General features: G+C 33.5%; 22 protein-coding genes. 1 reads left to right on the top strand and 21 read right to left on the bottom strand.

From position 1 onward, the window contains the following. Positions 1-18: 18 nt before the first annotated feature. The 21 genes from C7972_RS11115 to C7972_RS11015 form a co-directional block, all read right to left on the bottom strand. The gene (locus C7972_RS11115; RefSeq protein WP_110356246.1) at positions 19-1,371 is read right to left on the bottom strand and encodes an exopolysaccharide biosynthesis polyprenyl glycosylphosphotransferase; all 1,353 of its coding nucleotides are present in this window, start codon (positions 1,369-1,371) and stop codon (positions 19-21) included. A 238-nt stretch (positions 1,372-1,609) separates the two neighbouring features. Then, positions 1,610-2,698, bottom strand: coding sequence for a DUF1972 domain-containing protein (locus tag C7972_RS11110; RefSeq protein WP_110356245.1), 1,089 nt, complete (start codon positions 2,696-2,698; stop codon positions 1,610-1,612). Beyond that, positions 2,661-3,950 carry an O-antigen ligase gene (locus C7972_RS11105; protein ID WP_110356244.1) on the bottom strand — a complete coding sequence of 430 codons (1,290 nt, stop codon included), beginning with the start codon at positions 3,948-3,950 and terminating at the stop codon, positions 2,661-2,663. The genes C7972_RS11110 and C7972_RS11105 overlap by 38 nt, the downstream gene beginning before the upstream one ends. Positions 3,951-3,956: 6 nt before the next feature. Next, positions 3,957-5,123, bottom strand: a complete 1,167-nt coding sequence (locus tag C7972_RS11100; protein WP_110356243.1) for a glycosyltransferase — start codon at positions 5,121-5,123, stop codon at positions 3,957-3,959. Between the two features lie 9 nt (positions 5,124-5,132). Next, a complete protein-coding gene (locus C7972_RS11095; RefSeq protein ID WP_110356242.1) occupies positions 5,133-5,675 on the bottom strand; it encodes a hypothetical protein in 543 nt (180 codons plus the stop codon). Between the two features lie 42 nt (positions 5,676-5,717). Further along, on the bottom strand, positions 5,718-6,170 hold the full coding sequence (locus C7972_RS23670) for a hypothetical protein (protein ID WP_146216307.1): 453 nt from the start codon (positions 6,168-6,170) through the stop codon (positions 5,718-5,720). Between the two features lie 758 nt (positions 6,171-6,928). Then, complete coding sequence (locus C7972_RS11085) at positions 6,929-8,374, bottom strand: lipopolysaccharide biosynthesis protein (protein WP_110356240.1); 1,446 nt, start codon at positions 8,372-8,374, stop codon at positions 6,929-6,931. A gap of 7 nt (positions 8,375-8,381) precedes the next feature. Then, positions 8,382-9,626 (bottom strand): hypothetical protein, encoded by a 1,245-nt coding sequence (locus C7972_RS11080; RefSeq protein ID WP_110356239.1) that lies wholly within the window; start codon positions 9,624-9,626, stop codon positions 8,382-8,384. A gap of 89 nt (positions 9,627-9,715) precedes the next feature. Next, a complete protein-coding gene (locus C7972_RS11075) occupies positions 9,716-10,240 on the bottom strand; it encodes an HAD family hydrolase (protein ID WP_110356238.1) in 525 nt (174 codons plus the stop codon). Next, positions 10,240-11,283 (bottom strand): N-acetylneuraminate synthase family protein, encoded by a 1,044-nt coding sequence (locus C7972_RS11070; protein ID WP_110356237.1) that lies wholly within the window; start codon positions 11,281-11,283, stop codon positions 10,240-10,242. The genes C7972_RS11075 and C7972_RS11070 overlap by 1 nt, the downstream gene beginning before the upstream one ends. Beyond that, positions 11,283-12,947, bottom strand: a complete 1,665-nt coding sequence (locus tag C7972_RS11065) for an N-acetylneuraminate synthase family protein (RefSeq protein WP_146216306.1) — start codon at positions 12,945-12,947, stop codon at positions 11,283-11,285. Before C7972_RS11065 ends, C7972_RS11070 begins: the two co-directional genes overlap by 1 nt. 209 nt (positions 12,948-13,156) lie before the next feature. After that, positions 13,157-14,866: a DHHW family protein gene (locus tag C7972_RS11060; protein WP_110356235.1), complete on the bottom strand. Its 1,710-nt coding sequence runs from the start codon at positions 14,864-14,866 to the stop codon at positions 13,157-13,159. Then, the gene (locus C7972_RS11055; protein WP_258364827.1) at positions 14,867-16,138 is read right to left on the bottom strand and encodes an MBOAT family protein; all 1,272 of its coding nucleotides are present in this window, start codon (positions 16,136-16,138) and stop codon (positions 14,867-14,869) included. It lies immediately after the preceding gene. A gap of 133 nt (positions 16,139-16,271) precedes the next feature. Beyond that, a complete protein-coding gene (gene rfbD, locus C7972_RS11050; RefSeq protein ID WP_110356233.1) occupies positions 16,272-17,165 on the bottom strand; it encodes a dTDP-4-dehydrorhamnose reductase in 894 nt (297 codons plus the stop codon). Next, positions 17,165-17,710, bottom strand: a complete 546-nt coding sequence (gene rfbC, locus C7972_RS11045) for a dTDP-4-dehydrorhamnose 3,5-epimerase (protein ID WP_110356232.1) — start codon at positions 17,708-17,710, stop codon at positions 17,165-17,167. Before rfbC ends, rfbD begins: the two co-directional genes overlap by 1 nt. Further along, on the bottom strand, positions 17,710-18,576 hold the full coding sequence (gene rfbA / locus C7972_RS11040) for a glucose-1-phosphate thymidylyltransferase RfbA (RefSeq protein ID WP_110356231.1): 867 nt from the start codon (positions 18,574-18,576) through the stop codon (positions 17,710-17,712). Before rfbA ends, rfbC begins: the two co-directional genes overlap by 1 nt. A 10-nt stretch (positions 18,577-18,586) precedes the next feature. Continuing rightward, complete coding sequence (gene rfbB / locus C7972_RS11035; protein ID WP_110356230.1) at positions 18,587-19,630, bottom strand: dTDP-glucose 4,6-dehydratase; 1,044 nt, start codon at positions 19,628-19,630, stop codon at positions 18,587-18,589. Positions 19,631-19,633: 3 nt separating this feature from the next. Further along, positions 19,634-20,689: a hypothetical protein gene (locus tag C7972_RS11030; protein WP_110356229.1), complete on the bottom strand. Its 1,056-nt coding sequence runs from the start codon at positions 20,687-20,689 to the stop codon at positions 19,634-19,636. A 6-nt stretch (positions 20,690-20,695) separates the two neighbouring features. Next, entirely contained in the window at positions 20,696-22,381 is a 1,686-nt protein-coding gene (locus C7972_RS11025) for a DUF6909 family protein (protein ID WP_110356228.1), read from the bottom strand. A 145-nt stretch (positions 22,382-22,526) separates the two neighbouring features. After that, positions 22,527-24,038 (bottom strand): GH3 auxin-responsive promoter family protein, encoded by a 1,512-nt coding sequence (locus tag C7972_RS11020; RefSeq protein WP_110356227.1) that lies wholly within the window; start codon positions 24,036-24,038, stop codon positions 22,527-22,529. Between the two features lie 6 nt (positions 24,039-24,044). Further along, positions 24,045-24,914 (bottom strand): M23 family metallopeptidase, encoded by an 870-nt coding sequence (locus C7972_RS11015; RefSeq protein WP_110356226.1) that lies wholly within the window; start codon positions 24,912-24,914, stop codon positions 24,045-24,047. A 198-nt stretch (positions 24,915-25,112) separates the two neighbouring features. Between C7972_RS11015 and C7972_RS11010 the strand changes: the two genes are divergently transcribed. Continuing rightward, positions 25,113-25,298 carry a twin-arginine translocase TatA/TatE family subunit gene (locus C7972_RS11010; RefSeq protein WP_110356225.1) on the top strand — a complete coding sequence of 62 codons (186 nt, stop codon included), beginning with the start codon at positions 25,113-25,115 and terminating at the stop codon, positions 25,296-25,298. Positions 25,299-25,420 lie beyond the last annotated feature (122 nt).

The raw sequence follows: 25,420 nt of genomic DNA, 5'->3' as shown, positions 1-25,420 counted from the left end.
TTGTGATGAAACTTCATTTTAATATGCCTTTTTCTCACCGGATATAGCATTCATGATTGTTTGGACTATAATTTTCAAATCCATGAACAGGGACCAGTTTTCGATATAGAAAATATCAAATTTGGTGCGGTTTAGGATGTCGATATCCGTTTCAATTTCACCCCTATATCCCCTTACCTGTGCCAAACCGGTAATTCCAGGTTTAACGAAATGTCGTAGCATATATTTGTCAACCCTATTGGCAAACTCATTGGTGTGTTTTACCATATGGGGTCGAGGGCCAACCACCGACATATTTCCAAAGAGTACATTGTAAAATTGTGGAAGCTCATCTATACTTGTTCTGCGGATAAATTTGCCCACTTTGGTAGTTCTCATGTCATTTTTAACGGCCATCATGCTATCGGCGTGTTCATTAGGGGCCATGGATCTGAATTTATAACAGTAGAATTCCTTGTTGTCTATGCCATTTCTTTTTTGTCTAAAATATACCGGCCCTTTGGTTTCCAGTCTTATAATCAACGCAATAATTGGTGCCAGCCATGAAAGAATACCGATGACCACCATTAATGAAAATACAATGTCGAAACCTCGTTTTAGGGCAGAATTCAGCGGATTGTGCAGTGGAATATCCCTCAGTGATAAGATGGGAATATAATCGTAGTATTCAAAGGTGAGTTTCTTGGAAAAAATATTTTTGTTGTCCGGAATAAATTTGAGTGTTTTCAAATTGTTATCTGCAAAATTGATGAATTCCGTTATTTGATTATTCTTTAGTTCTGAAACGGAGCAATAAATTTCGTCGACATTATTTTCAACAATGTAAACGAAAGTCTTGTAAATATCGAAAAAGGGGTCCGATGGGCAGAACTGTTTCATAAAATGATAACCGTATTCCCGACGATCCTTAAAAACGTCGATCAACTGGTCGGTTTTTTTGTTCTTTCCTATGACCACTACGTTTCTCATATTCCCTTTAACCCTTTCCCTGTATTTCATTAAAAGGACATAGTTTAGGAACTTAATGGTAAAAATGGCCAGCCCAACAAAAATAAAATATTCCCCAAGAGCCAATCGGCTCATGTTGGGTTGCTTGAAGAAGCCAATAAAAGCATATAATATTAAAAAGAAAAAGACGAATTGGTTGAACAAAAGCTTAAGAAGGTATGAAACTTTAGTATATCTATAAATTACGTAAAAGTTGTTTTTAAACGACAGAATAATCCACGCAATGGTTAGATAAGAGTGAAAAAGAACGGGGTACTGAAAGTTGATAGGTAAAAAATAGGCAAAAAGATTAATCACCAATAAATCGGCACCATAAGATATGGGGGTAATAAGGTTGGAATAACGGTGTTTTTTGGAAAACATTAATTTGAGTCCGTACTATTTAAGTTATAAACTTCGACAAAGATAAATTTTATAATTGTAAAGAGAATTAAGATTCTCTAATTAGCTAATATGTTATTTCCAATTTAGCTTTATTAATGACATATATTTGGGTTTCTAAGTAAATTTTTTTTAAAAAGAATTGCTTTACAGAGGTGTAAGAGTACGTGGGTTATGAAACTGGATCGGACTCAAATAAGCGCCTATTATAATCAGGTTATTATTTATGCAAACCAACTAAATATTGCTCGTATTTTTTATTGATAATATCCCAATTAAAATCACGGTCAATTTTTTCTTTATTTTTCAGCGTATTTTTATCGTTCAGCGAAATATATTTATCCTCATTTAGAATTTGGGTAATTTGGTGCGAGGTGTCAAAATAAATTGCTTCTGTGTTCAATATGCTTTTATTAAATATATTATTGTGGGCTATAATAAGGGCACTGGAGGCCATTGCCTCTAAAAGTGAAGGGTTGGTGCCACCTACTGAATGTCCGTGAAAATAATAGCGTGAATAATGTCTTAAATTATTAAGATCTTCCTGATTGTAATTGGGTCCAACAAATTGGATTCTTACGTCCTCCCTATATTTTTCCTGTAGTCCAAGCCCATAAGCATTTAAGCCCCCAACAACAATAATGGGGTTAGTTGTATTGGACTTCCTATAACCGTCCAAAATAGTTTCTATATTGTTTTCAGGCTCCAATCTTGCCAAAATCATGGAGTAATTATATTCTTCTAAGTTATATTGGGTTAAAACGGCTGGATGGGGATTTTCAAAATTGGTAGCCCCATAAGCAATATACTCGGAGTCTTTTTGATATGTTTTTTTTAAATGTTCCTGTATACCCAAGGAATCCGCAATTAAATAATCAGAATATTTAGCACCGAGCTTTTCGGCATATTTTAAAAATTTACGTACAGCAGGTTTATATTTGGAACGTTTCCATTCCAATCCGTCCATATTGGTAACAATAAGGCTCTTTTTAGGCATCAACCAGTGCCAAATGGAACTTGACGTGTACCCTAATTGCAGAACGATGTCGAAATTTTTTTTTCGGGCATCGAGAATACAGTTTAAATCATATATAAATTGCCCGGCCGTGCCAATCTTATATTCTGGGTCATAACTATGAATAATACTTACACCCTTGAAACTTTTTTCTTGATAGGGGTGATTGTGGGAATTATAAACATACACTTGATGTCCTTTTTCAGCCATATACACCGAAAAATACTCCGCGAATTGTTCAAATCCACCGTGGTTGTTAGGCACTCCGCGTGTTCCTAGAATGGCAATTTTCAAATCGATATTGTTTTAGTAAAAAAAGTGTATTAAAAAAATAAAAAAAAATAATTCCCTTATTTCTAAACAAGGAGACTTCAAAAATAAACACAAAACACATTGATATTAAAAAGAATAAATGCAAATGGTCCTTATTCCGAATAGCTTTGGTAAAGCTAAAGATTAAATAAGTCATAAAAAAAATTAAAACAAATATCCCATAGGTCAGTAGGATATGCAAATATTGGTTGTGAACATTAAAACCTTCGAACCAATTTGGGCCTAAATTATAAGTAAAGAGATGGTAATCTATGAAATCTTGTACGTCACCTTGGCCATATCCGAATAAAACTTTATCATCATCAATTAGATGATAAATGCCAATTTTCAAAAAGAGAATCCTAAGTTCTAAATCACTTATCTTAGTTTTTTCCAGATAGGTGAAATTTTTCTTTTCCCCAAAATGACTTGACGGTGTAAATGAGATTATTTGGTCATTTAAGGTCAGACCATCGAGAAATCTTTCCTTCACAAAAGAAAGATTTATAGTGCCAATTGCTATGACCGTAAGTAAAGTGCCATATAATATTTTTTTTTTGGTATGTTCAATTCTATATAAAATTAATATAGCGATGATTATAACATCAATAAAAATAACAGCTTTGGAAGCACATAAAACCAATCCAAAAAAAAGAATCAATAGGCCTGTGATGGTAGCGACCTTGTTTTTTACCTTATAATTAATTAATCTATCCAGACCATAAAATATACTTAATGATAAGTATAGGGCATAATAAACAGGGTGCTGGTCGTATAAAGCAGTAAAATCATGAAAAGTCAGATTTTTAAATGTAGCCCCATAAATAATATTTATAAGTAGGTTGAATAATAAGATTAGTGTACCAATAATTGTTGAAAAGAAAAAACATTTCAAAACCTTTTCAATAATTTTTTCTGTCAACTGAATGTTGGCAAGTATTATTACAATTAACAATAATAGTAATTGGCGATCTAATTGTCCAATACCTTCTAAATAATCCTTGCTCATTAAACTACTTAACACGGAAGCTAAGAAAAATGTTATAGGAAAGATAACAGAAAAGGATTTTATTTTTTGAAAGTTCTTCCTTTCAAAAAATAAAAGATTATATATAATTGCTAAGATTAGCGCCGCATTTCCTATATTGATTTTGTATGGTATTGTAACTACTATTAAAATAAGGAGATATATTTTAATTCTTTCTTTGTCAAGAAATATTTTTTTAATTCCCATAATTTTCTAGTCCAATAACCTTAAAAATTGTTTGGTTTTAGTTTTCCAAGAATGATAATCCAAATCAATTTGTTTTTTGTTATTTTGTATATCACTAATTTCTGAAGCAAATTCATTGGCATTTTGTACAATATATAGGTGTTCCTTTAAGTCCTCCAAGCCATTTGAATTGGTGCCAACTACTTTTTTATCTGTAGCTAAATATTCGTATACCTTGATAGTATTGGCTCCAGATTTTTTCTCTCTTTTTACAACATATGGTACAATACAGACATCAAAACTTTTGACATAGTTGGGATATATATCATAATGTTTGTCTCCTAAATAATAAAAATTATTACATTTTTCTATTTGTGAAAAAACTTTCTTATCCAATATTTGACCCACAAACACAAATGAGATGTTTTTGGCTTTAGCCATGGATTTGTTTAATAATTCAACATCGATAAGTTGTGTGATTTTACCGCCAAACCCAACTATTGGCCTAGGAATCACTTTCATATCCTCAGGTGTTTCCTCAATAGGGCCTTTAAACCTGAGTACATCCACACCATTCGTTATTAAGATAATATCTTTAGGTTTGTACCACTTTGAAAAATCAATTATATTATCTTTTGAATTGGTTATCCAGAAATCGCAGTATTTGGCATATAAATGGTAGGCACTCTTTAATTCTTCTTTTATATGCTCATACACTGTAAACTTTGTAAAATTATCCCAAGCATCAAAAACAGAAATTTTCGGCTTCAGGCTTTTAGTTAGTTCGGAAGCAAAAATATTTTGGTTTAACAGGTAATAATCGTTTCCAATATTTAATTTATCTAGTACATCGTTAATAAATCCAATGTATTCATGATTCCCATAATTTTGAATAAACCATTTGTATCCGCCTTTAATCTGTCCAATAAAGTTGCTGGAAACGAAATCGATTACATATAATTCCTTGTTGATCTTATATAATCGAAACCCATTCTTTTTAAGAATTATCTCTCCCTTAATTAAATTGAGCTTTCTTTTTAAGATTATTTCAACCAACGTTGTTGGTCTATTAATTATGATTTTAACTATGTCTTTGTTTTTATCCAATTCTTCAATAAAATGGGCATCTCTAGTTCGAAATCCTTCCAAAATAATTTTTCTCCAGTCATGAAATGGTACTATTAGTAAATTCATATATAGGGATTAAAGTTCAATTTTCATTTTTTTAATTAAAGTGGCATTCGAAATAATAAATGGATCTCTTTTATTTTCTTTATCCTGAATTTTAAAATCACCATTTTTATTGTTTAAATCGAGGTAATTGTTAATATCAAATAAGTATGGAATTAAACTGTCTTTTATTGATATAACGTTTTCTTTGTGCTCTATTTTAATCTCTTGGATCTTTATATTTTTTTGATTACTATTTTCACCTAAATCAATCCGAAATTTGTGGAGTTTAATTTTATCGGGTAGATTAAATTGTACTTCTTGATTTTGGGTGTTGCCAAGGACTTTCTTTCTAATTTTTTTGTCGGATTGAAATGCTTGTTTCTTGGGGTCATCTATGTAGTAAACTTCTAAGACATCATCTTTTTCAATTTCCATCAGTAAAGAAATATGAAAGCTGGTTTTATTTGTTTCTGGATTTCTAAAATTATCAAGACACGTGGAATTAGTTCGATCTATATTTGATGAACAGGCGATTATAATAAAAGAAAAGAAAACATAAAACTTAGGCTTCATTTAAGAAAAATATATATTAACATTGATTAGACAAATTTATATTTAGCTTTCTCTAATATCTAAGCTTTCAATTTTGTTGTTTCTTATAAGCAATAAGGATAAAGTCATGGCTAAATCCGAAAAAACGGTTGTCATAAATAAATACATTAATATAACTAAAAAAAATAGCTTCTTTGACTCTGGGTCTAATGAAAGTGATTTTATTAAAAAAAAAGCCAATAAAATCACTGTTAATAATCCAAATATCCCCAAATCATTATAAGTCCAAATCAATTGTGAAAAATTCAAGGTTTGTTTAAACTTCCCTGTGAATATATTGTAGTAATCATAAGGGCCGTCTCCAAACCATTTTATAGGTGTTTTGGAAACATATGTAATGACTATTTGTGGTCGTTTGGCATAGCCCTTTTCAAATGCAATGAAAGATTGTTCTGGGGTATACTTTTTTTTAAATGATTGAACTTCTCCGTTAATGGCAGGATCTTTAAGTGCCAAATTAAACGTGATAAAACTTATTAATAACATGATTCCTATACCTAGTAGTTTTATCTTCCTATATATCCATAGAAACAAATAATATAAGAAAACTAGAATCAGCATTAGTTTAGTTAGATTGGATTCCATTATAAAGATTGTTACAGTTAGATATAACAATAAAAACCATGGAATTTGTTTAATTTCTTTTCGCCTAATTTTAAATATTATACTAATAATATAAATCAATAAAAAAAAACCCAATGAATGGTCTGCCTTGATAAAAAAGGAACCGAACATTGCATCATAATCGCTGATATTTTGGTTGGAATTATTGAATTTTATTAGTAAATCATACCCGTATTTTTGAATTAATATAATGGGCAGCTGAATTAAAGCTAGAATTCTAAAAAAAGAATTCATCAATGGCTTTATGCTTATGTGTCTATTCTCTAAGATGGAATACAGGTAATAAACTCCTAATGGAATTAAAGCAAAAATTGAATATAGAATTACTTTTAAAGGTTCTGTTTTATTAAGAAAACTGCTTATCAAAATGAAAAACAGGTAGATAATACAAGTCAAAATAACTTTACTTATTAATAGTTTTCTCGTTGATAGAAGGTTAAAAAAAATTAAGAGATAAATTATTGATAAGATGATTAGAGTGTATACTGTATTAGGGACTCCTAAAAAGTATTGGATACCTCCTCCAACAATAAAGATTAGAAATAAAATTACTACGAAAGAATAATAATAAAATAAATCTAGTTTTATTTTCATTTTTTTTGACCGTATAGCCTTGCGGCTTTTAATTTTATTACTCTTATTTCTTTACCAAAGAAAAGGCTTGTTAAAAATAAAACTAATATGTAAATTATAATTTTATATATAAGTTCATTGTTTCCGAACTTATAAAAGGAAATCATGGCAATTCCAAAATAAACAATGGGTAATAGTATCATTATCGCGTTTGGATAATTAATAAGCACATACTTCTTGTATATTCTGCTCAAAGCCAATATCAAAAGCACTTTTGTAATTAATGTGGCAATAGCCACGCCAATCATGCCATATCTAACTATTAAAATGTAGTTAAGTGTAATATTTATCACTGCCGCGGACACAGTAAATATAGGTAAAACCCTGCTTCCTTTTTTTTTGATATTATAAAACAAAGGCGTTGAAAAAAAATAGTATAAACTATGAAAAACAAACGCAAATGAAATAAATGGAATTACTTTCCATGCTTCATGGTAGGCATTGGGCGTTACATATGCTATGACTTCTTTTCCAAAGTAAGAAATTCCTAAGGCAATTATGGAATAGATTAACACAAGTAATTTAGCTATTGCTGGAATTTTGTAATTGTTTCCTGATTTTACCTGTTCATTAAACCAGGGTACAAAGGCTTGATTAACTCCAGAAGCAATTAAAAAAATAATGCCCCCAAAAGTATTTCCTAATGCATAAATACCAGCAGAGGCAGTAGACAGAAAACTGTTGACAAATAAGCGATCTATCGTATTGGTTGCTATTCCGGATATTGAATGGGGAATTAATGGCAACGAATATGTTAAACTCTCTTTTAAAAGATGCCGATCTATCCCAAACTTTATTTCTTTTCCAAAGCGTGTAAGTGTGTACATGAAAAAAATGATATTGGTTAATGCCAGGGCTCCCAATAAGCCCTTTGCACCCATATCTAAAACCACTACACCTATCAATAGCAAACAAATATTGACAATAAAAAACATCATGTTTTGTTTTCCATATTTTTTCCCGTTCTGTTGAGCTTGCAACGTATTTTGATATATTGTGAAAATAGGATTAAAGAAAACCGAAACCATACCTAAAAGCATATATGGGTAAAAATCAACATCGCTTAAAAATGGATCTATGAAATATTTATGTCCTAAGAATATGATAACTGAAAATATCGTGCTCACAGCAAGTACAAAGGTTACAATGGTACCGAACAACCTTTTAATTTTTTCTTTATCGTTCTCATATTCGTAATAAAACCGATTAATACTTCCATCTAGTGAAAGCAGATATAATTTGTTTAAGAATAAGTTTATAGCAGTCACAACCGCAACAATGCCATAGTCAAATGTTGTCAAATAAACCGTTAAAACAGGAACCATAAAAAAATTGACTCCCTTTTGTAAAAGGCTTAATAAACTATAAATTCCGGAATTTAGGATTATTTTATTTTTACTCATAAGTTACCTAAAGGCTCGTGGAAATAATTTCTATAATCTTTTGGGTGGATTTTCCACAGAAATTTTCACCAATAGCTGCATTATAATATGTGGCCCTTTTCTGAATATTTTTTTTAGAAACAATTAACTGTTCGATTTGGCTTTCTAATTGATTGAAATCTTCACAGTGTGTTATTAGTCCATTTTTTACGAAGGAATAATAATCAAACACGTTCCTTGTACTAAGCACATAATATATAGAATATACATTTAGTAAAGTTGCCTCTAGATGAATAGAAGAGTCTCCGGTAATGAGAACGTCTATTTTCTTAAGGAACTCAAATGAATTCTCTTTTTTTGAATCTGAAATTATATATCCACTGAAATTGGAAAGATCCCTCAATTCACCTGGATGAGGGCGTAAAATGATTTTAAGATTAGGAAATTTTTTATGTATTGAAGATAATGTCCCAGAGACAATCGCCAGATCATCTGATAAATTAAACGCCAAACCTAATGTTTTAAGCGTGTTATTTGTATTGATTTGATCATAAAAATCATCGAATTTAGACATCCCAACAAGATGCACTTGAGATGTAATATTTCCACATCTTAAATATTTATCATAGGCATCTTGACCTTCCAATAATGCATAAGTGAATTCTAAAGGAGGAAAGTATTCTGAAACTGAAGCATGCTGCACGTAGTGGGTTTTTATCCCTAAATTATTGGCGGCCAAAAGTAAGGCTCGTGCTATTACCAAATGATCATTAGAAAAAATAATTGCTTGAGGTTGGGCTTTTTTAAGTAGTCTTAAGCACTCCTCGTAAGAACCATTTACGGTTACTAGTAAGTCAAAATAATTTAATGCTTTTTTTTTATTTCCCAATGCATAAAAAAATAGCATAATTGGATATATTAAATCGTATAAAAATCTAAGCCGTAAATTAAAATAATATGTTTCATTATTAATATTGGACCTAAACCTAAAAAACGAGATGAATATGGAATTTGGAACCCCTTGTTTTATTTTCTTTAAAGCATCGTAGTTATTTTGGGTTAATGCTAAAAACCACACTTTATTTTGGGGTATTACATCGCTCTTAAAGAGCCTTAAAAAATCAGCTGAAAAGTCTTTTAAAATTAAGCTTAGCTTAATTTTAAAAGACTTTGAGGAAATTCTATTTCTAAATGAATCAGGTAGTGTATCCAAATATCCACTAGACCAGAGATAGATAATATTATTCCAACGATTACTAAATTTAAAAGCCATTCTTTATTAAGTTGAAATCCCTAAATAATAATTTATCCTTCCAATGATCTAAATATTAACTTAAAAGGATTGCCATATTTAATAGAAAATTACTGTATGTTTTTATTCTGGATTTCTTTATTATTTTCAATAAGATCTATAATATTTAAATTGTTTGCTTGTATTATTTTTTCCACAAACTCTCTAAAAACCCCTTCACCACCATTTTTATGGAGTTGCCAATTAACAATTTCCTTAATATACTCCGGGGCACTATTTGGGCAGGCACTGATCCCAACTTTTGACAACAAATGGTAATCGTTTATGTCATCACCTATATAGGCAACTTCTTCCCATTTAATATGTAACTTGTCAATTAGCAATTGAACGACTTCAACCTTATTTTTTATACCTAGATAAACATAATCCATTTTTAGTTTCTCTCCTCTTCTTTTTACAGAATTTACATTTTCTCCGGTGACTATTCCACAGGGAATATCTAGTATTTTTGAAAAGAGGACACCTGCGCTATCATAGGTGTTAAATTTTTTGAATTCATTCCCTGTTTCATCATAATACATGCCACCATCTGTCCAAACCCCGTCAATATCCGTTAAAATCAATTTTGGCAGCATTAATTTTCAGATGAAATGTTATCAGAATAAATTATTTCGTCTTTAGGGAGATCTTTTATTAATTTTTTACCAATAATAGTATCTTTATTAGCCCATTTAATGCCATCTCCAGGACTTAACAAATGTATATCCTCCTCAACGATAGTGTGACCAGCTTTTAAGGGTCTTATAGTTGCAATAGAACGCTCTAGTTTTTCTCTTGCCTGTGCCACAGATTTTTCAATGAAAATTTTCTCGACTCCTAGAGAGTTTTCGAGATTTCTAATATCTCTAACCATTCGGTAAATTCCATCTATGGCCAAAGAACCAGCCTGATCTGTACCTTTCATCTGTCTGTCCAAAGTAATGTGTTTTTCTATAATTTCTGCTCCCATGGCAACAGCTGCTATAGGAGTAGCGATGCCTATAGTGTGATCTGAATATCCAATTTTATATTGACCATAATGTTCCTTTAAATAGGTTATCGTTTTTAAGTTCACATTCTCGTATTTAGTAGGATATTCTGATACGCAATGTAATATCGAAATGTCATTATGATACTTACCTATTACGTTTAAAGCATCGTTTAATTCTTTTTCGCCTGCCATTCCAGTAGAGATTATTATAGGAATTTTGGTTTCCCCTAAAGCAGATAGCAGGGGTAAATTTGTTAAATCCCTAGATGCCACTTTTAGCTTATCTGGCGTAAATAGTTTAAGAATGCTTAGACAGCCTACTGCACATAAGGTTTCTACAAAATCCAAGCCCTTGGATTTTGCATAGGTATACACCTCGAAATGCTGTTCATCGTTGAGCTCTAAAGCCTCCCTATGCTCGCCATAAGTTTTACCAAAAGAGTGAGCTGAATCATATGGTCGATTCATTTGCGAGCCAGACAATTCTTGCTTTAAATCCCTTTTGGTTAATTTAACGGCATCCATGATTCTTAAATCTTGATTAAATAACTTATCATGAATCGGTCTACTTACCACATCTACAATTAGTTTTGCAATATCTACCGAACCGTTGTGGTTTTGTCCTATTTCTCCTATAATATACGCCATTAGATTTTGATTTTTTTTCTTATTTTATAGTTTTGATTTGATAATTGATCCAGAAATTTGGAGAATTGTATTTCTTCTCCTTCTGGGAGCTTAATATACTTATCTTTGTTCTCTCGCTTGAAATCTTTTATTTCCAACACCATATCCTTAAGATTTGATGTATACAAATTTTTCGAATTTAACTTGGTTACAAGTTCAAGGGCCTGATCTAAATCCTCTTGATAATCTACTGAAAGATTGATGAATTTTAGGTCTTCAATATCCGATATGATGTCAATACAACCTTTTTTAGCAGTATCGTCTTTTAGAATAAAATACGTTAGATATTCCGAATTCATTGGATTGGACATCTCCAAATAAAGTTTCCAAAGATACTCGGTAGAAAACAACTCGGCCGATACACCAAAAGGAGTATTATTAACACGAACATAATCCAGATCATTAGCAACAAATAAATCAATCATTTCATCTATAAGTTCTACATCTGTAAAAGGATTATCTCCTGTTACCCTAAACACTCCACCGAATTCTTCTTGAAAAGCCAGTTCCAACATTCTATCAATTACAGATACCGCATGACCTAAATAAACATTGAACTTATTGTCATATCCTATTTGGGCCAATGGTGCATCTTCTAACAAAGTGGATGTTGCCAAAACTGTTTTTTTAGTTTTTATTGACGTATTTAGGCGTTTGTATAAGAAATCTATTAAAATAGTATCATGAAATGGCTTTAGGACTTTTTGAGGCAGCCTTTGGGATTTTAATCTGGCGATTAATGCTATCCCAATATTTTCTTTTTTAAAGGAATTAAACTTATGTGAAATATAATCCAATCCATAATCGGCTCTTTTAAATTCATTGGGACCTACAACCTTTTTATACATTACATTTCTATAAGAAAGTTCTGTTTTTGTAGGGTGCTTCATTACATTCCCTAGAGCCTTTTCATAATGTCTAATATACGACACCATAGCACTAAATTCATGGGGATATAATGAGACTTGGTAATCAAAGTTTCTATTGTTCCTAGAAAGGGTGATATGTTTTTCTATATAATCACAGCCTTTTGCCAAGACCATTAGTGGAATTTTATCTATATCTAAAGAGTGGTCGGCTAGCCCTGTTGAATAATTTGGATATTCAGTTGCAAAATAATCCAACGTGTTCAAATTCAAATCTTCCACTTCAGTAGGATAATTACTAAAGCCATGCATTAAACATTCTACCTTATCACCAATTAAGTTTAAGGCAAATTTTAATTCCAGATTAGTTGCACACTGAGTTTCCAAAATAAAAGAAACGTCGTCAAAAGTTGCCATTTTTTCCAACATAGCAATGTTAGATATGTCGGTTGCATGTAATTTAAGAAATCGAAAACCTTCACTATAACAAAAATCAAAAGAAGAAGTATCCAAAACACAAGGTATAATCTTAAGATCAATCTCTTTGGAATACTTAAAGAACTCTTGCCATTCCGGAAAAGTTAATGTGTTCTCTTCGTAAATTTTATACTTGGAGTAATCTTTTGTGCAAAATTCAGCAACATCCATTATTTGAATGGTAAAATAATCGGCTTTCGTTTTTTTCGCCTCGATGGCAAGCTCTTTTAAATAATCTAAACTTCCGTTATGATTGAAAGCACTTTCTGCTATTATCTTCAAAATAATTTTTTTTAATGGTTTTAGCAAAAATATGATAACTTGTTACAGTTCATCACATCTTTCCTACTTTTTTATAATCCTTCAATTTTGTGTTTGCTTCAAAAATAGTGAATCCAAGTAGTTTTCATTTTAATAGTTCCACTTTCGCTTAGACTGTAAAGCGATAAATCAAAAATGGTAAACATATATTTTGACATTTAAATTCTATTTTATTCAAAATTTTCAAGATTTCGTTCAACAATGCCATAAACAATAATGTCTGGATCTATAGCTTTAACTTGTTTCATATCTAACCTAATATTAGGAATAAATATAGTGTTTCTAAAATGAAGGGGTAAGAAATTCAGCAATTCCTTTGAGTATGAATCACCAAAGAAAACAGCTGTTTTTTCATTTTCACACTCTAAGTTTTCTATTAATAAATTTCCTTTTCCATAAATATCCTTTGATTTCTTAAAGTGATTTCTCGAAGGTCGATATCTTATATAATTATCGTTAAATAATCCCATACTATTATCTATGCCAAGTATAGGCAATAAATCACCCCCTAGATAGTTTTGGAGTTTCTGGAGGTGAAATACATCTATTCCCAAAGGCGGCGAAATAGACCTATCTTCTTTTGATATGAGGTTGATAATATTATAGTATGCGTAATATGCGCCTTTGGCATTCCAATGTGAATCATTTTTTAAATATAGCTGATCATTTTTCTTTTGCTTTAATAATGTTTCTCTGTGATCACAATTTGGAATGTTATTATTATTCAGAAAGATATAAAATTGATCAATACGTTTAATATTTTCCTTTTTAATATTTCTAATTCTTGTTGGTATTTTATCTTCATAAATGGTATGCTTGTTGGGATAGACGGTTGAAAGAAAAAGTTTTTCATTTTGATTGGCAAACTGTTTCATCTCTAAAAAACTTTGACCGAATTTTCCCAATGAGTCTGAACTAAACGGATTTTTGTTCAAATATGAATTTTTTATTATTTCGCTTTTCCAGTAAAAGAGCCAATTATCCTTTCCTACTATTACATTATTGGAATTGGGAATTGAATGAAATAGTTTTATTCTCAGCATTGCCCCTAATGAGACCATTTTTTTGCGAAACCCGAAGTTGTCATTATAATAGGTTTCAAAATTTTCAGGATACTCATCGTAATTTTCAAAGGTTATTTCCGGTTTTTTCTTAAGTTCACGTTTTTCGGTAATGGCCGTATTATCTAGATTAAAGAGTTCATCTAAATGAGGCATTAGCAGAATAAGCACAAAGGCAGAAATGAATACAATATCATCTTTTCCTCTTAGTTTAATATTTTTGGCATGCAGAAATATAGCAATGCAAATGCTAAAAGATAAAATAGTCGAAAGAAGAATGTTTATGATTAACCGGTTTTTATTTGGTCTTTCCTTCAGACAGTTTATTAATTTTTCTAGATCTATTGAAAGTAAAAAGGGGCTTGATCTACCATTAATTATCTTGCGGGTGAAACCGTTTGCATGTTGTTCAGTATACCTGTTGGCTTTAAACAATTCGCTAATTACCTCTCTATTTATAATTTCCTTATTACCATTGTATGTAAATATAATTTTATTGATTTTTACATCTGTTTCCCGCTCCGAATTTCCGAAATCAAATCTAAAATGGGATACTTTTAAGGTGTCAGGAATGTCGAATTGGAGTATTTGAGGTTTTTCCGAGGCAATAACTTTAACCTTTTCCGAAAGACGCTCACTTAATTTTCCGGATGCCTCTCTATAATAGAGTTGGAAAATGTCATTTTCAACGGTAACCACTTCAAATAGTACCTTTAGTTTTTTAGGCTGATACTTATTTAGGATGTATTTGGAATTAAAAACATATAAAACCACAAATAACAAACCAAATAATATGCTATAGAAAATAATTTTTTTCATCTAAAATCTAAAATATATAAATGGGTTATAATTACTTTCCGCCAATTCAAGTAAACACAAAAGGAAAAGGATCAACATTATTGGATATGCCAACATTTTTTGATATGATTTAGCCATAACCCTAGTAGCAAGGTTAGAAAAAACCCTGGTTATTGGTGTTGAAAAGACGATAGCTAATATTAGCACAAAGATAAAATATGGATTGAAGTATTGATATATAAGCTCATTGCCCTTTATACTATAACCAAACATCCCCTTTAAAAAAAGCATGGCATCTGTAAGTGTTTCAATCCTAAAAAACACCCATCCAATTAATACTACAAGCAAGGTGTATATGTGTCTTAGGATTTTTGGCAATTTATTCAATACCGACCCGAAACCAACTCTTTCAATAATTAAAAAGAAGCCATGAAACAGCCCCCAAACTATAAAGTTCCAACTGGCGCCATGCCATAAGCCTGTGATAAAAAATACTATAATTAAATTGTAATACGTTCTGAAATTGCCATGTCTATTTCCTCCTAGTGGAATATAAAGGTAGTCTCTAAACCAAGTTGAAAGGGAAATATGCCATCTACGCCAAAATTCTTGAATTGATTGACTGATGTAGGGGTAGTTAAAGTTTTCAAGAAAATCGAATCCAAACATTTTGCCTAAACCAATTGCCATATCGGAATATCCTGAAAAATCAAAATATATCTGAAATGAATAGGTTATTATACCTATCCATAAGGAAATAGTCCCCACCTCGTTAAAACTATTACTAAATACTTCATTAGCGATGAATCCCATTTGGTTCGCTATAATCACCTTTTTAAATAAGCCGGTAATGAATCGGAATAACCCTTCCCTAAATTGGTCCGCTCTGAAGGTTCTCTCTGATTCTATTTGCTTTGAAACATCTATATATCTTACTATTGGTCCGGCAATCAATTGAGGAAACATTGAAATATATAGGGCTAAGGATACTAAATTCTTTTGGGCAGGTACCTTTTGATAATACACATCTATTAAATAAGACATTCCCTGAAAAGTGAAAAATGAAATTCCAATTGGCAATAAAATTTCATTAATAGTTGAAAATTGCGTTAGTCCTATTTGATTAATACTTTCTATGAAGAAATTGGCATATTTATAATAACCAAGAATCAATACGTTTATTAATACAAAAACCAGAGTAAATATCTTTGCTTTTTTAGATTTTTTTTCCGAGACATAATCGATTACCAATCCGCCCAAATAATTAATGGCTATAGAAAAAATCATTAGCATGACTAATTCCTTTTCTCCCCATGCATAAAAAAAAAGACTAGAAATTGTAAGAAAGAAATTTCTAAGTCTCTTGTTTATGGTATAATAAATCAACAAAACTATTGGTAAAAAAAGGAAGAGGAATGTAATTGAACTAAATACCATGTTGAGGATTATTTAATTTCGCTAATAAATGATTGAGCCTGTCTTTCCAATTACGGTTATTTATCTTGAATGATTGAATGCTTTTGGTTTTATCCAAAGTGGTATACATTGGTCTTTTTGCCTTTGTCTGATATTTTGCTGATGAAATAGCCAATAAGTTGCAAGGTAAATTACACCCTTCAAAAATAGCAGCAGCAAATTCATGCCAACTTATTTCCCCTTCATTACTGTAATGAAAAATTCCGTAATTCTTTGAATCCGTATGTATTACATTCATTATTAATTCGGCCAAATCACTAGCATAGGTAGGCGATCCACGCTGGTCGTTTACTACATACAATTCATGTCTTTCAGTTCCAAGGCGCAACATGGTTTTGACAAAATTATTGCCATATTGCGAATAGACCCATGAAGTTCGTATAATAAAATATTGTTTCAAAATGTCCTGAACGTATTGTTCTCCTTTTAATTTAGATGCCCCATACACGTTTATAGGGTTGGGTAGATCGTCTTCTGTATAAGGCGTCGTTTTTGAACCATCGAATACAAAGTCGGTAGAAATATGTATTAAAATAGAATTCTGGGCCTTGCAGGCCTCTGCCAAATACTTTGCCGCTTCTGCATTCACCAAAAAAGCGTTTTCTCGGTCCGTTTCTGCCTTGTCCACTGCGGTATATGCGGCACAATTAATACAGTAGTCGAATTCTTCCTTGGCAAATAGAATATTTATCTGCTCCTGGTTGGTGACATCCAGCTCCTTGGAAGTTTTAAAATGGAAATCATAGCTCGGGAAGGTTTTTGATACGTCCTGCAGACATCGTCCCAATTGTCCATTGGCCCCTGTGATTAATAGTTTTAATTTTTTTGGTATAACTTCCTCCATTATAAAAGTGCGTTTTCCAAAACGGGAAGTTCCAAATCTTTTTCGGACACTTTAATTTCATCAACTGCCAACTGCCAATCTATATTCAGGCTTGGATCATTGTAAATAATTCCTCCTTCCGAGGCTTTGTTGTAAAAATTATCACATTTATAAAAGAACTCGGCTGTTTCACTTAGAACTGAAAATCCATGTCCAAATCCTCTTGGGATAAAGAGTTGTTTTTTATTTTCGGCAGATAATTCCACGGCCATATGCTGTCCGAAAGTAGGAGAGTCCTGCCTAAGGTCTACGGCAACATCCAATACTTTTCCACTAAGGACACGTACCAATTTGGCCTGGGCGTATTTTCCAGTCTGATAATGTATGGCCCTAATTACTCCCTTGGAGGAATAGGACTGGTTATCCTGAACAAAGTCCATTTTTTGACCAATGGCCTGGTTAAAATTATTGGCATTAAAACTTTCAAAAAAATATCCTCTATCATCTTTAAATACCGCTGGTTCCAAAATAAAACAGCCTTGTAACTTGGTCTCTGTAACTTTCATTAATCCTTGTTCAATATTCCCAATAAATTTGTACCGTAACCACTTTTCATAAGAGGTTCTGCAAGAGCCTTAAACTGTTCCTTAGAAATATAGCCCATCTCAAAGGCCGCACCCTCAATAGCTCCAATTTTAAGCCCCTGGCGCTCTTCAATGACCTCCACAAACTGGCTGGCCTGCATCAGGGATGCAAAGGTTCCGGTATCTAACCACGCAGTTCCCCTATCCAAAATACTTACATTTAATTTATTGCGCTTTAAGTATTCTTTATTTACATCGGTGATTTCGATCTCACCTCTATGGCTAGGGGCGATATTTTTAGCAATCTCTACCACATCATTGTCATAAAAATAAATTCCGGGTACAGCGTAGTTGGATTTAGGGTTTTCCGGTTTTTCCTCTATACTTATGGCTTTTCCTTCCTTATTGAATTCGACCACACCATAACGTTCTGGATCATGGACACGGTAGGCATAAATAATTCCACCTTCAGGATCGTTATTGGCCTGTAGTAATTTAGCCAAACCGGAACCGTAGAAAATATTGTCTCCCAAGATAAGCGCTACTTTATCTTTTCCAATAAATTGTTCCCCAATAATAAAGGCTTCTGCCAGGCCATTGGGTTCGGCTTGTACCGCATATTCAAAGCTGCATCCGTATTTCTTGCCGTCTCCTAAAAGCTCCTTAAATAAAGGGAGGTCCTTGGGAGTTGAAATGATCAATATTTCCCTTATACCCGCATACATTAAGGTAGATAGAGGGTAATAGATCATTGGCTTATCATATATTGGCATTAGTTGTTTGCTTACCGATAAGGTAAGAGGGTGTAAGCGTGTTCCCGATCCTCCTGCGAGTATGATGCCTTTCATGCTTTATTTTTTACTGGTATTGCTTTTTATAATAGGTTTGATAGGAGCCCGAAGTAACACTGGTGAGCCATTCTTCATTGGTCAAATACCAATCAATGGTTTTGGCCAATCCTTCTTCAAAGGTAACGGATGGCTCCCATCCTAATTCCTTGTTTATTTTAGAAGCATCTATGGCATAGCGTAAGTCGTGTCCAGGTCTATCTTTAACATAAGTAATCAATTTTTCACTATTCCCGGAAGGCCTTCCCAGCCTTTGGTCCATTTGTTTGCAGAGCAATTTCACCAAATCAATATTTTTCCATTCATTAAAACCACCAATATTGTAGGTTTCGGCATTTTTTCCTTTGTGGAATAAAAGATCTATTGCCCTGGCATGGTCCTCAACATATAACCAATCCCTGGTATAATTTCCGTCTCCATACACAGGTAAAGGATTGTTTTGGATGATGTTATTAATAAATAAGGGAATTAGTTTTTCCGGAAAATGGTTTGGACCGTAATTGTTGGAACAATTACTAATTACATAGGGCAAGCCATAGGTCTCCCCATAGGCCCTAACAAAATGATCGGAACTGGCCTTGGAGGCCGAATAGGGAGAATTAGGGTCATAGGCAGTCGTTTCTGTAAACAATCCTGTTTTCCCTAAAGATCCGTAAACTTCATCTGTGCTAACGTGGTAAAAGCGTTTATCAGCAAAATTATCCTTCCAAATAGATTTGAAGGAGTTCAAGAGGTTTACGGTGCCAATTACATTGGTTTTTACAAATGATAGTGGGTCGGTTATTGACCTATCTACATGTGATTCCGCTGCAAGGTGAATTACGCCATCAAACATGTTGTTTTTAAAAAGGGCGTCGATAAAATTGGCGTCTGTAATATCGCCTTTAATAAAACTGTAATTGGAATTGGATTCTATATCCTTTAAATTCTCTAGATTTCCGGCGTAAGTAAGTGCATCCAAATTATAAATATGATACTTTGGATATGACCTTACCAACCTTCTAATTACATGAGATCCAATAAACCCAGCCCCACCCGTAACTAATATTTTCATAGATTATTCCTGTTTATATTTTTTTAAATAAGTGTTTAAGTCCAGTATACTTAACATTAGCAGGGCAATCCCAATAAATCCAAGTGGAATCCAAAACTTATAGCTATTTAAAATACCCTTGATTTCCACCCCTCTTCTTGGGAATGCTGAAATTACATTGAGGATACTTGATTTATTGGCCCTTTCTTCGTTTAATAGAACAAGGTTTTGTTTCAGTTTGTCAACTTGGTTGATCAAGGCCAATTCTTTGTTTTCCTGGCTGCCATTTTCACCTAAACTAATGTTGGTGCCTTGCTGGGGTTTTTCGGCCTCTTTTTCCATTACCCTTTTGTATAGCCGCTGTAGGGAATCTACTTCCATCAATTGTTTTTTATACAAACTATCCTGTAGGCTTATGTTTTTATCACTTATACTTTGTTGCAACTGAAAATACTCGTTTCTGGAAATAGATTTAATAATAGAGGGCTGAATCTTTTTTGCGACTGTATTATTGGTCGCAGTTACGGAAATGGTATGGAATCTGGCATCCATGGAGTTGAAGTTTTTCAAATAGTTCTCCATATCAATGGCCTTTTTGGTGGTCGAGTCCAAACTACGTACAAACTTATCGAACAATTGTATCTTTTGGTTTTCATCCGAATAGGACTCCACAACAAACTTTTTTAGTTTTGCCGCCTCTTTAACGTTTACATCCAAGGCTTCTGCCAAAGCTATTGAGTCTTCTGCCTCGGCCAACTCATTATAAAAATTTACATTGTTGTATAACTGTTGTACACTATTGAAATTTGGTTCAACAACCATGGTGGAGATATATTTAGGTTTTTTAACCATATCCAAGTAGATTCCTAAGGCTAAGCCTACCACAGCCGCAATTGCAAATTTTATAAAATGCTTTTGTAAAAAGAGCAGGAAGAGGATAACCGTATGAAATATTCCTTTAAATATATTTCCTATAAATTGGAAAAATTTTCTGAATCCGTTTCCAATTAATTGAAACAGTTGACCTAAATCTACTTCCTCGGAGGATGAATGGTTAGGAGTTGGTTGCTGATTGGCCATATTGATTTAAGAATTAAATATTTGTGTTAGTATTTTGTCAGTGATCAAATAGGTAGGTTTCACGCCTGTGGTACCCAAACCACCCGAAGCAAGGGTACTACCGGTTTCCAATGGATTGTCGGAAGCGTAATACGCATAGCGGACTTTAACATCTTCCCGTATACTTTTTCTAATTTTGGAAGCAGATTGTATGGCTTTCTGATAATGTACTCCCTCCATTTCCAAGCCAATTACGTTCCAAGTGGATTCATGGAAAAATTTCAGGATATCCCTATTCTGCAAAGAAGTTCCCAAAACTGTTACCATCGCTCCTTGAACCACTTTGAGTCCGTTACCTTCAAAATCTTCCTTGCTCAATTCATTTTCGAAGGGATAATTGTCTGCAGTTCCCTCAAAAATATGGGCATCCGGGATCATAATATCTCCTTTTCCACCTTCCAGAATTCCTGCTTTTCCCATAATGGTAATAGAGGCTACGTTTAAAAATACCTCTTGGTTTTTTTTGATTTTATAAGGTTTCAGCAATTCATCAATGGTTTCATAAGCCTGCTCCCCAAAGGCGTAATCCATTACAAATATAACAGGTTTTTCATTTTCTGGACAATTTGCCGGCAATTCATAACAACAGGCGTCTTTCCCCAATTTGGCCATGTCAAAAATTTGTACATCTATATTGGTGCCGGAAACATCGTCAATGGTGATCATCCCGTTCTTTTCGGCTTGGGTAATTACCTTTTCCCTTAAATGGGAATTTTTAGGGATGCTTAGGGTCTCATATATCTCCAATTTTGTTTTGCCTACGAAGGTTTTGGACAATGCTTTTTTGGCAAATAAAGAATTCATTACACTGTGCATGTTGGCACTAATAATGTGAATGGGACGTTCCATAAGTCCGTTTTCCTTTAAAACCCCTTTAATCCTATTGGCCCAGCGCTCTCCATGAATGTGATGCCCCAAACGCTCCCGTAACATGGGACTAAAGGTAATAGCCCTTTTGTTCCCTGTGGTTTCTTCCTCAATGGCCAGTTTTCCCAACCAATAAATGATTTTTAAAAAGCGTTCAGGATCGGAGGTCGTTGAAAGTTTTTTGTGAATTGCCATTACTTCTACGAAGGGTCTTCCCAAAATATTGGCTGTATGTATCAAAGCTACCTCCCTTTCCCTTTGGCTAAGCTCTTCTTTATTGGCTGCCTGTTCCAATTTAACCCAGTCCCTAATAGTTTTATCCGTATCTTCTATAAGGATTTTTTTGCTAAGTTTCTCGGATTCGATGAACAAAAAAGTAAGATGGGTTAGAATATCGTAGATATCCGATCTGCCCCGTGTTATTTCAATGTTCATTTGTTCTTCGTCTATCCTGTAACAGTTTCTTCGTCTTTTAGGGGGGATAATCGGTTTAAATTGGGAACCTGCATAGCCTTCATCGGAAGTAAGGTTTATAAACCGGCATTGTTCTATACCTTCCGGCAATCTTTCCAAAACATACATAAGGCCATTAAGTTCGGCTTTTTCCTCCGCAATGGAACCGTATATTTCCGGGCGTAATTGTAAAAGCGATTGTCTTAGGGTTGCTCCGGAAACACCTGATGGCTTGTAAAATCCACGGTTAAAAAGATGCCGCATTGTTATATACAAGCGCTCAATGGCATTGGTGGAATCTTGTGCCCTAGTCGTGTTAACCGATTTGCTCATAAGCAGATTTCGTGCAAAACTACAATTTAAATTGTTTATTTCATTTCCCGAGAAGGTTTTCTCAGCTTTCTTATTCGCATCAAAATTATAAATTTAGACTTTTAAGGAATCAATAATTGTAAAAATTGAAAAATAATGGGGGGTTTTATTGTGATTTATTCAATGTTGACCAACTCTTTAAGGCATCGGCTACTTTTCTATCATTGGATAAACGCTGCACTTTATTCTGACCTCCCAACTTTCCAATAGATTTCATATATTCTTGAAACCCATCTTTTTTTATTTGTGTAACCTTTAATGTCTGCAATATTTTTCCTTCTATGAGGTCAAAGTAATAACTATTTTGCTTCTGTAAGGAATTATCCAGTAGGTCTATAAATTTTTTTATGTCGGAAGGGGGGTGTTCAAATTCGATCAGCCATTCGTGATATGGCAGTTCTTTCTCCTCAGGATTAATTTGGGGCGCTACGGTAAATTCGTTTATGCTGGCATCTGTGCCTTCGATGGCTTGTTTCATGGCTTCTTCCACTTCCTTACCTATAACATGTTCCCCAAAGGCTGAAATAAAATGTTTAATTCTGCCCGAAACAATGATTTTATAAGGTTTCAAAGAAATAAACTGAATGGTATCCCCGAGGTTGTAACCCCATAATCCGGCATTGGTAGATATTATCATGACGTAATTAATACCTACTTCCACATCTTTTAGCGTTATACGCTGGGGCTTTTCAACAAAGAATTCATCGGCCTTCACAAACTCATAAAATATTCCCGAATTTAATAAGAGGAGCATCCCCTTTTCTTTTTGTGAATTTTGGTAGGCAAAAAAACCCTCACTGGCCGGGAAGAGTTCAATACTATCTATTCTACGTCCGATGAGGTTTTCAAACTTTGCGCGATATGGCTCATAGTTGACCCCACCATAGATGAAGAGTTGAAAGTTTTTGAAAAGGTCGCCAATTTTTAAATGGGTCTTAGCGTTTAATTTTTCAAAATACATTTGAACCCAGGAAGGTATGCCTGCAATTACGGTCATGTTCTCTTGTACCGTTTCCTCTACAATTCTATTCACCTTGGTGTCCCAGTCTTCCAAACAATTGGTTTCCCAACTTGGCAATCTGTTTTTTTGGAGATAATTGGGTACATAGTGGGCAGATATTCCTGATAATCGACCAATCTTAATGCCATTTTTTTCTTTCATTTCAGGACTGCCTTGGAGAAAAATCATTTTTCCATTTACAAAATCGGCATTACCCGTTTCATGAATATAATTTAAGATGGCGTTACGCGATGCTTCGACTTGGTATTTAATGGATTCGTGGGTAATCGGGATGTATTTAACTCCGGACGTGGTTCCTGAGGTTTTAGCAAAATAGGCAGGTTTTCCGGGCCATAATACGTCTCCCTGGCCGGCAACCACCTTTTCCACATATCCCTTTAATTCTTCATAGTCCCTAATGGGAACGTTGGCTACAAAGTGTGAATGGGTTTTGATCTCTGAAAAATGGTGATCCTTACCGAAGTCGGTATGTTGGGCACGGGATATCAAAGATTGGAACACCACTTCTTGGGTTTGAATTGGATTATTAACCCATTTGGCAGTTTTTTTCGCAATATTCTTAGCGAATATTTTTGCTGCAAATGATTTTAAACTCATCTGGAATTATTTAAAATCTATAAAATTTAAGGGGTCAATCGGGCTGCCATTGCTCCACAGCTCAAAGTGAAGATGTGGTCCTGTGGTCAATTCCCCTGTATTTCCTACCGAGGCAATTACCTCCCCCGATAGTACCACATCGCCCTGCCCTTTGTTCAAAGATCCATTGTGCTTGTAAACACTTAATAGTCCATCCATGTGTTCCAAGATTATTACATAACCAGTTTCAGCTGTCCATTCCGCAAAAATTACGGTGCCGTTGGCAACTGCCTTTATTGGACTGCCCATTGGGGCAACCACATCTACGGCAAAATGCTTATTTTCGGTATTAAAATCTTGGGAAATAATTCCGGCAAGGGGAGAAAAAAGTACTTGTCCGGGACTATTTATGTTTCTTTCGAACAAATTGTATTTATCCTCCAAGGCTACCTGTGCTCTCAGAAGGGAATCTTCCTTGATCGGGGTTAAATCGATGGTAGAAGGGTCCAGTTTGTATTGGTCAAATAGAGAATCCCTATTAATTTCATTATTCTCAATATCCCCCCGCAGCACCTTTCTTATGTTTTCCAAATACCTATTGGTATAATTTAGTGTGGCAACCAAGGAATCCGTTCTGTAGGTAAGTTCGGTTGCCTGTCGCTTTAATTTAGTGGAAGAGTATCCTGGAATATATTCGCGTAATGGTGTAAAGGCTATTAATAATATGGTGAATCCTATCAATCCAATAATAAACAGGGAACCGGTTACAAAAACGTTCATTCTGCTTAGTTTAAATGAAATTTTTTCCTCAAAGGTACTTTCATTCAAAATCACCAAACGATACTTGTGTAGGAGTTTCTGCTTAATTTCCTTTCTTTTCTTTACCTTTTTGGCCATAATGAACAAAGATAAGGTTAGTATTTAACTTTAATTCCTTTATTGGGAAAATTGATTTTCCACATTGATTTCAATGCAAAAGTATCTATAAGTACATTATATTCTAATTTAGAATAATTAAAATATATTATCGACGTTAAAATTAACAGCATTCTAACATCTTTTTTAGTACATTTGTTGTTCTTAAATTATTATACCATGATAACTTTAAATACATTTTTAGCCATTGGGCCTATGCAAATTGCCTTGGTTGTGGCCATCGTCCTACTATTGTTTGGAGGAAAAAAAATTCCAGAATTGATGCGTGGATTGGGAAGCGGCATTAAAGAATTTAAAGATGCTTCCAAGGAAGACGACAAATTGGAAGAGAAAAAGGAAAATTAGATTTTATCTGAAATATTTACAAGGAACATCTGCCGTTGGGTAGGTGTTTTTTTGTTTTATACCCAATTGAATTGGGCATGTCCTTTAAATAGAGCTGGCTGGAAGAATCATACTGCTGAATC

Source organism: Arenibacter sp. ARW7G5Y1, from assembly GCF_003201775.1.
Lineage (GTDB): Bacteria > Bacteroidota > Bacteroidia > Flavobacteriales > Flavobacteriaceae > Arenibacter.
The sequence above is the reverse complement of the archived record's forward strand: the minus strand, read 5'-3'. Positions and strand labels throughout refer to the sequence as shown.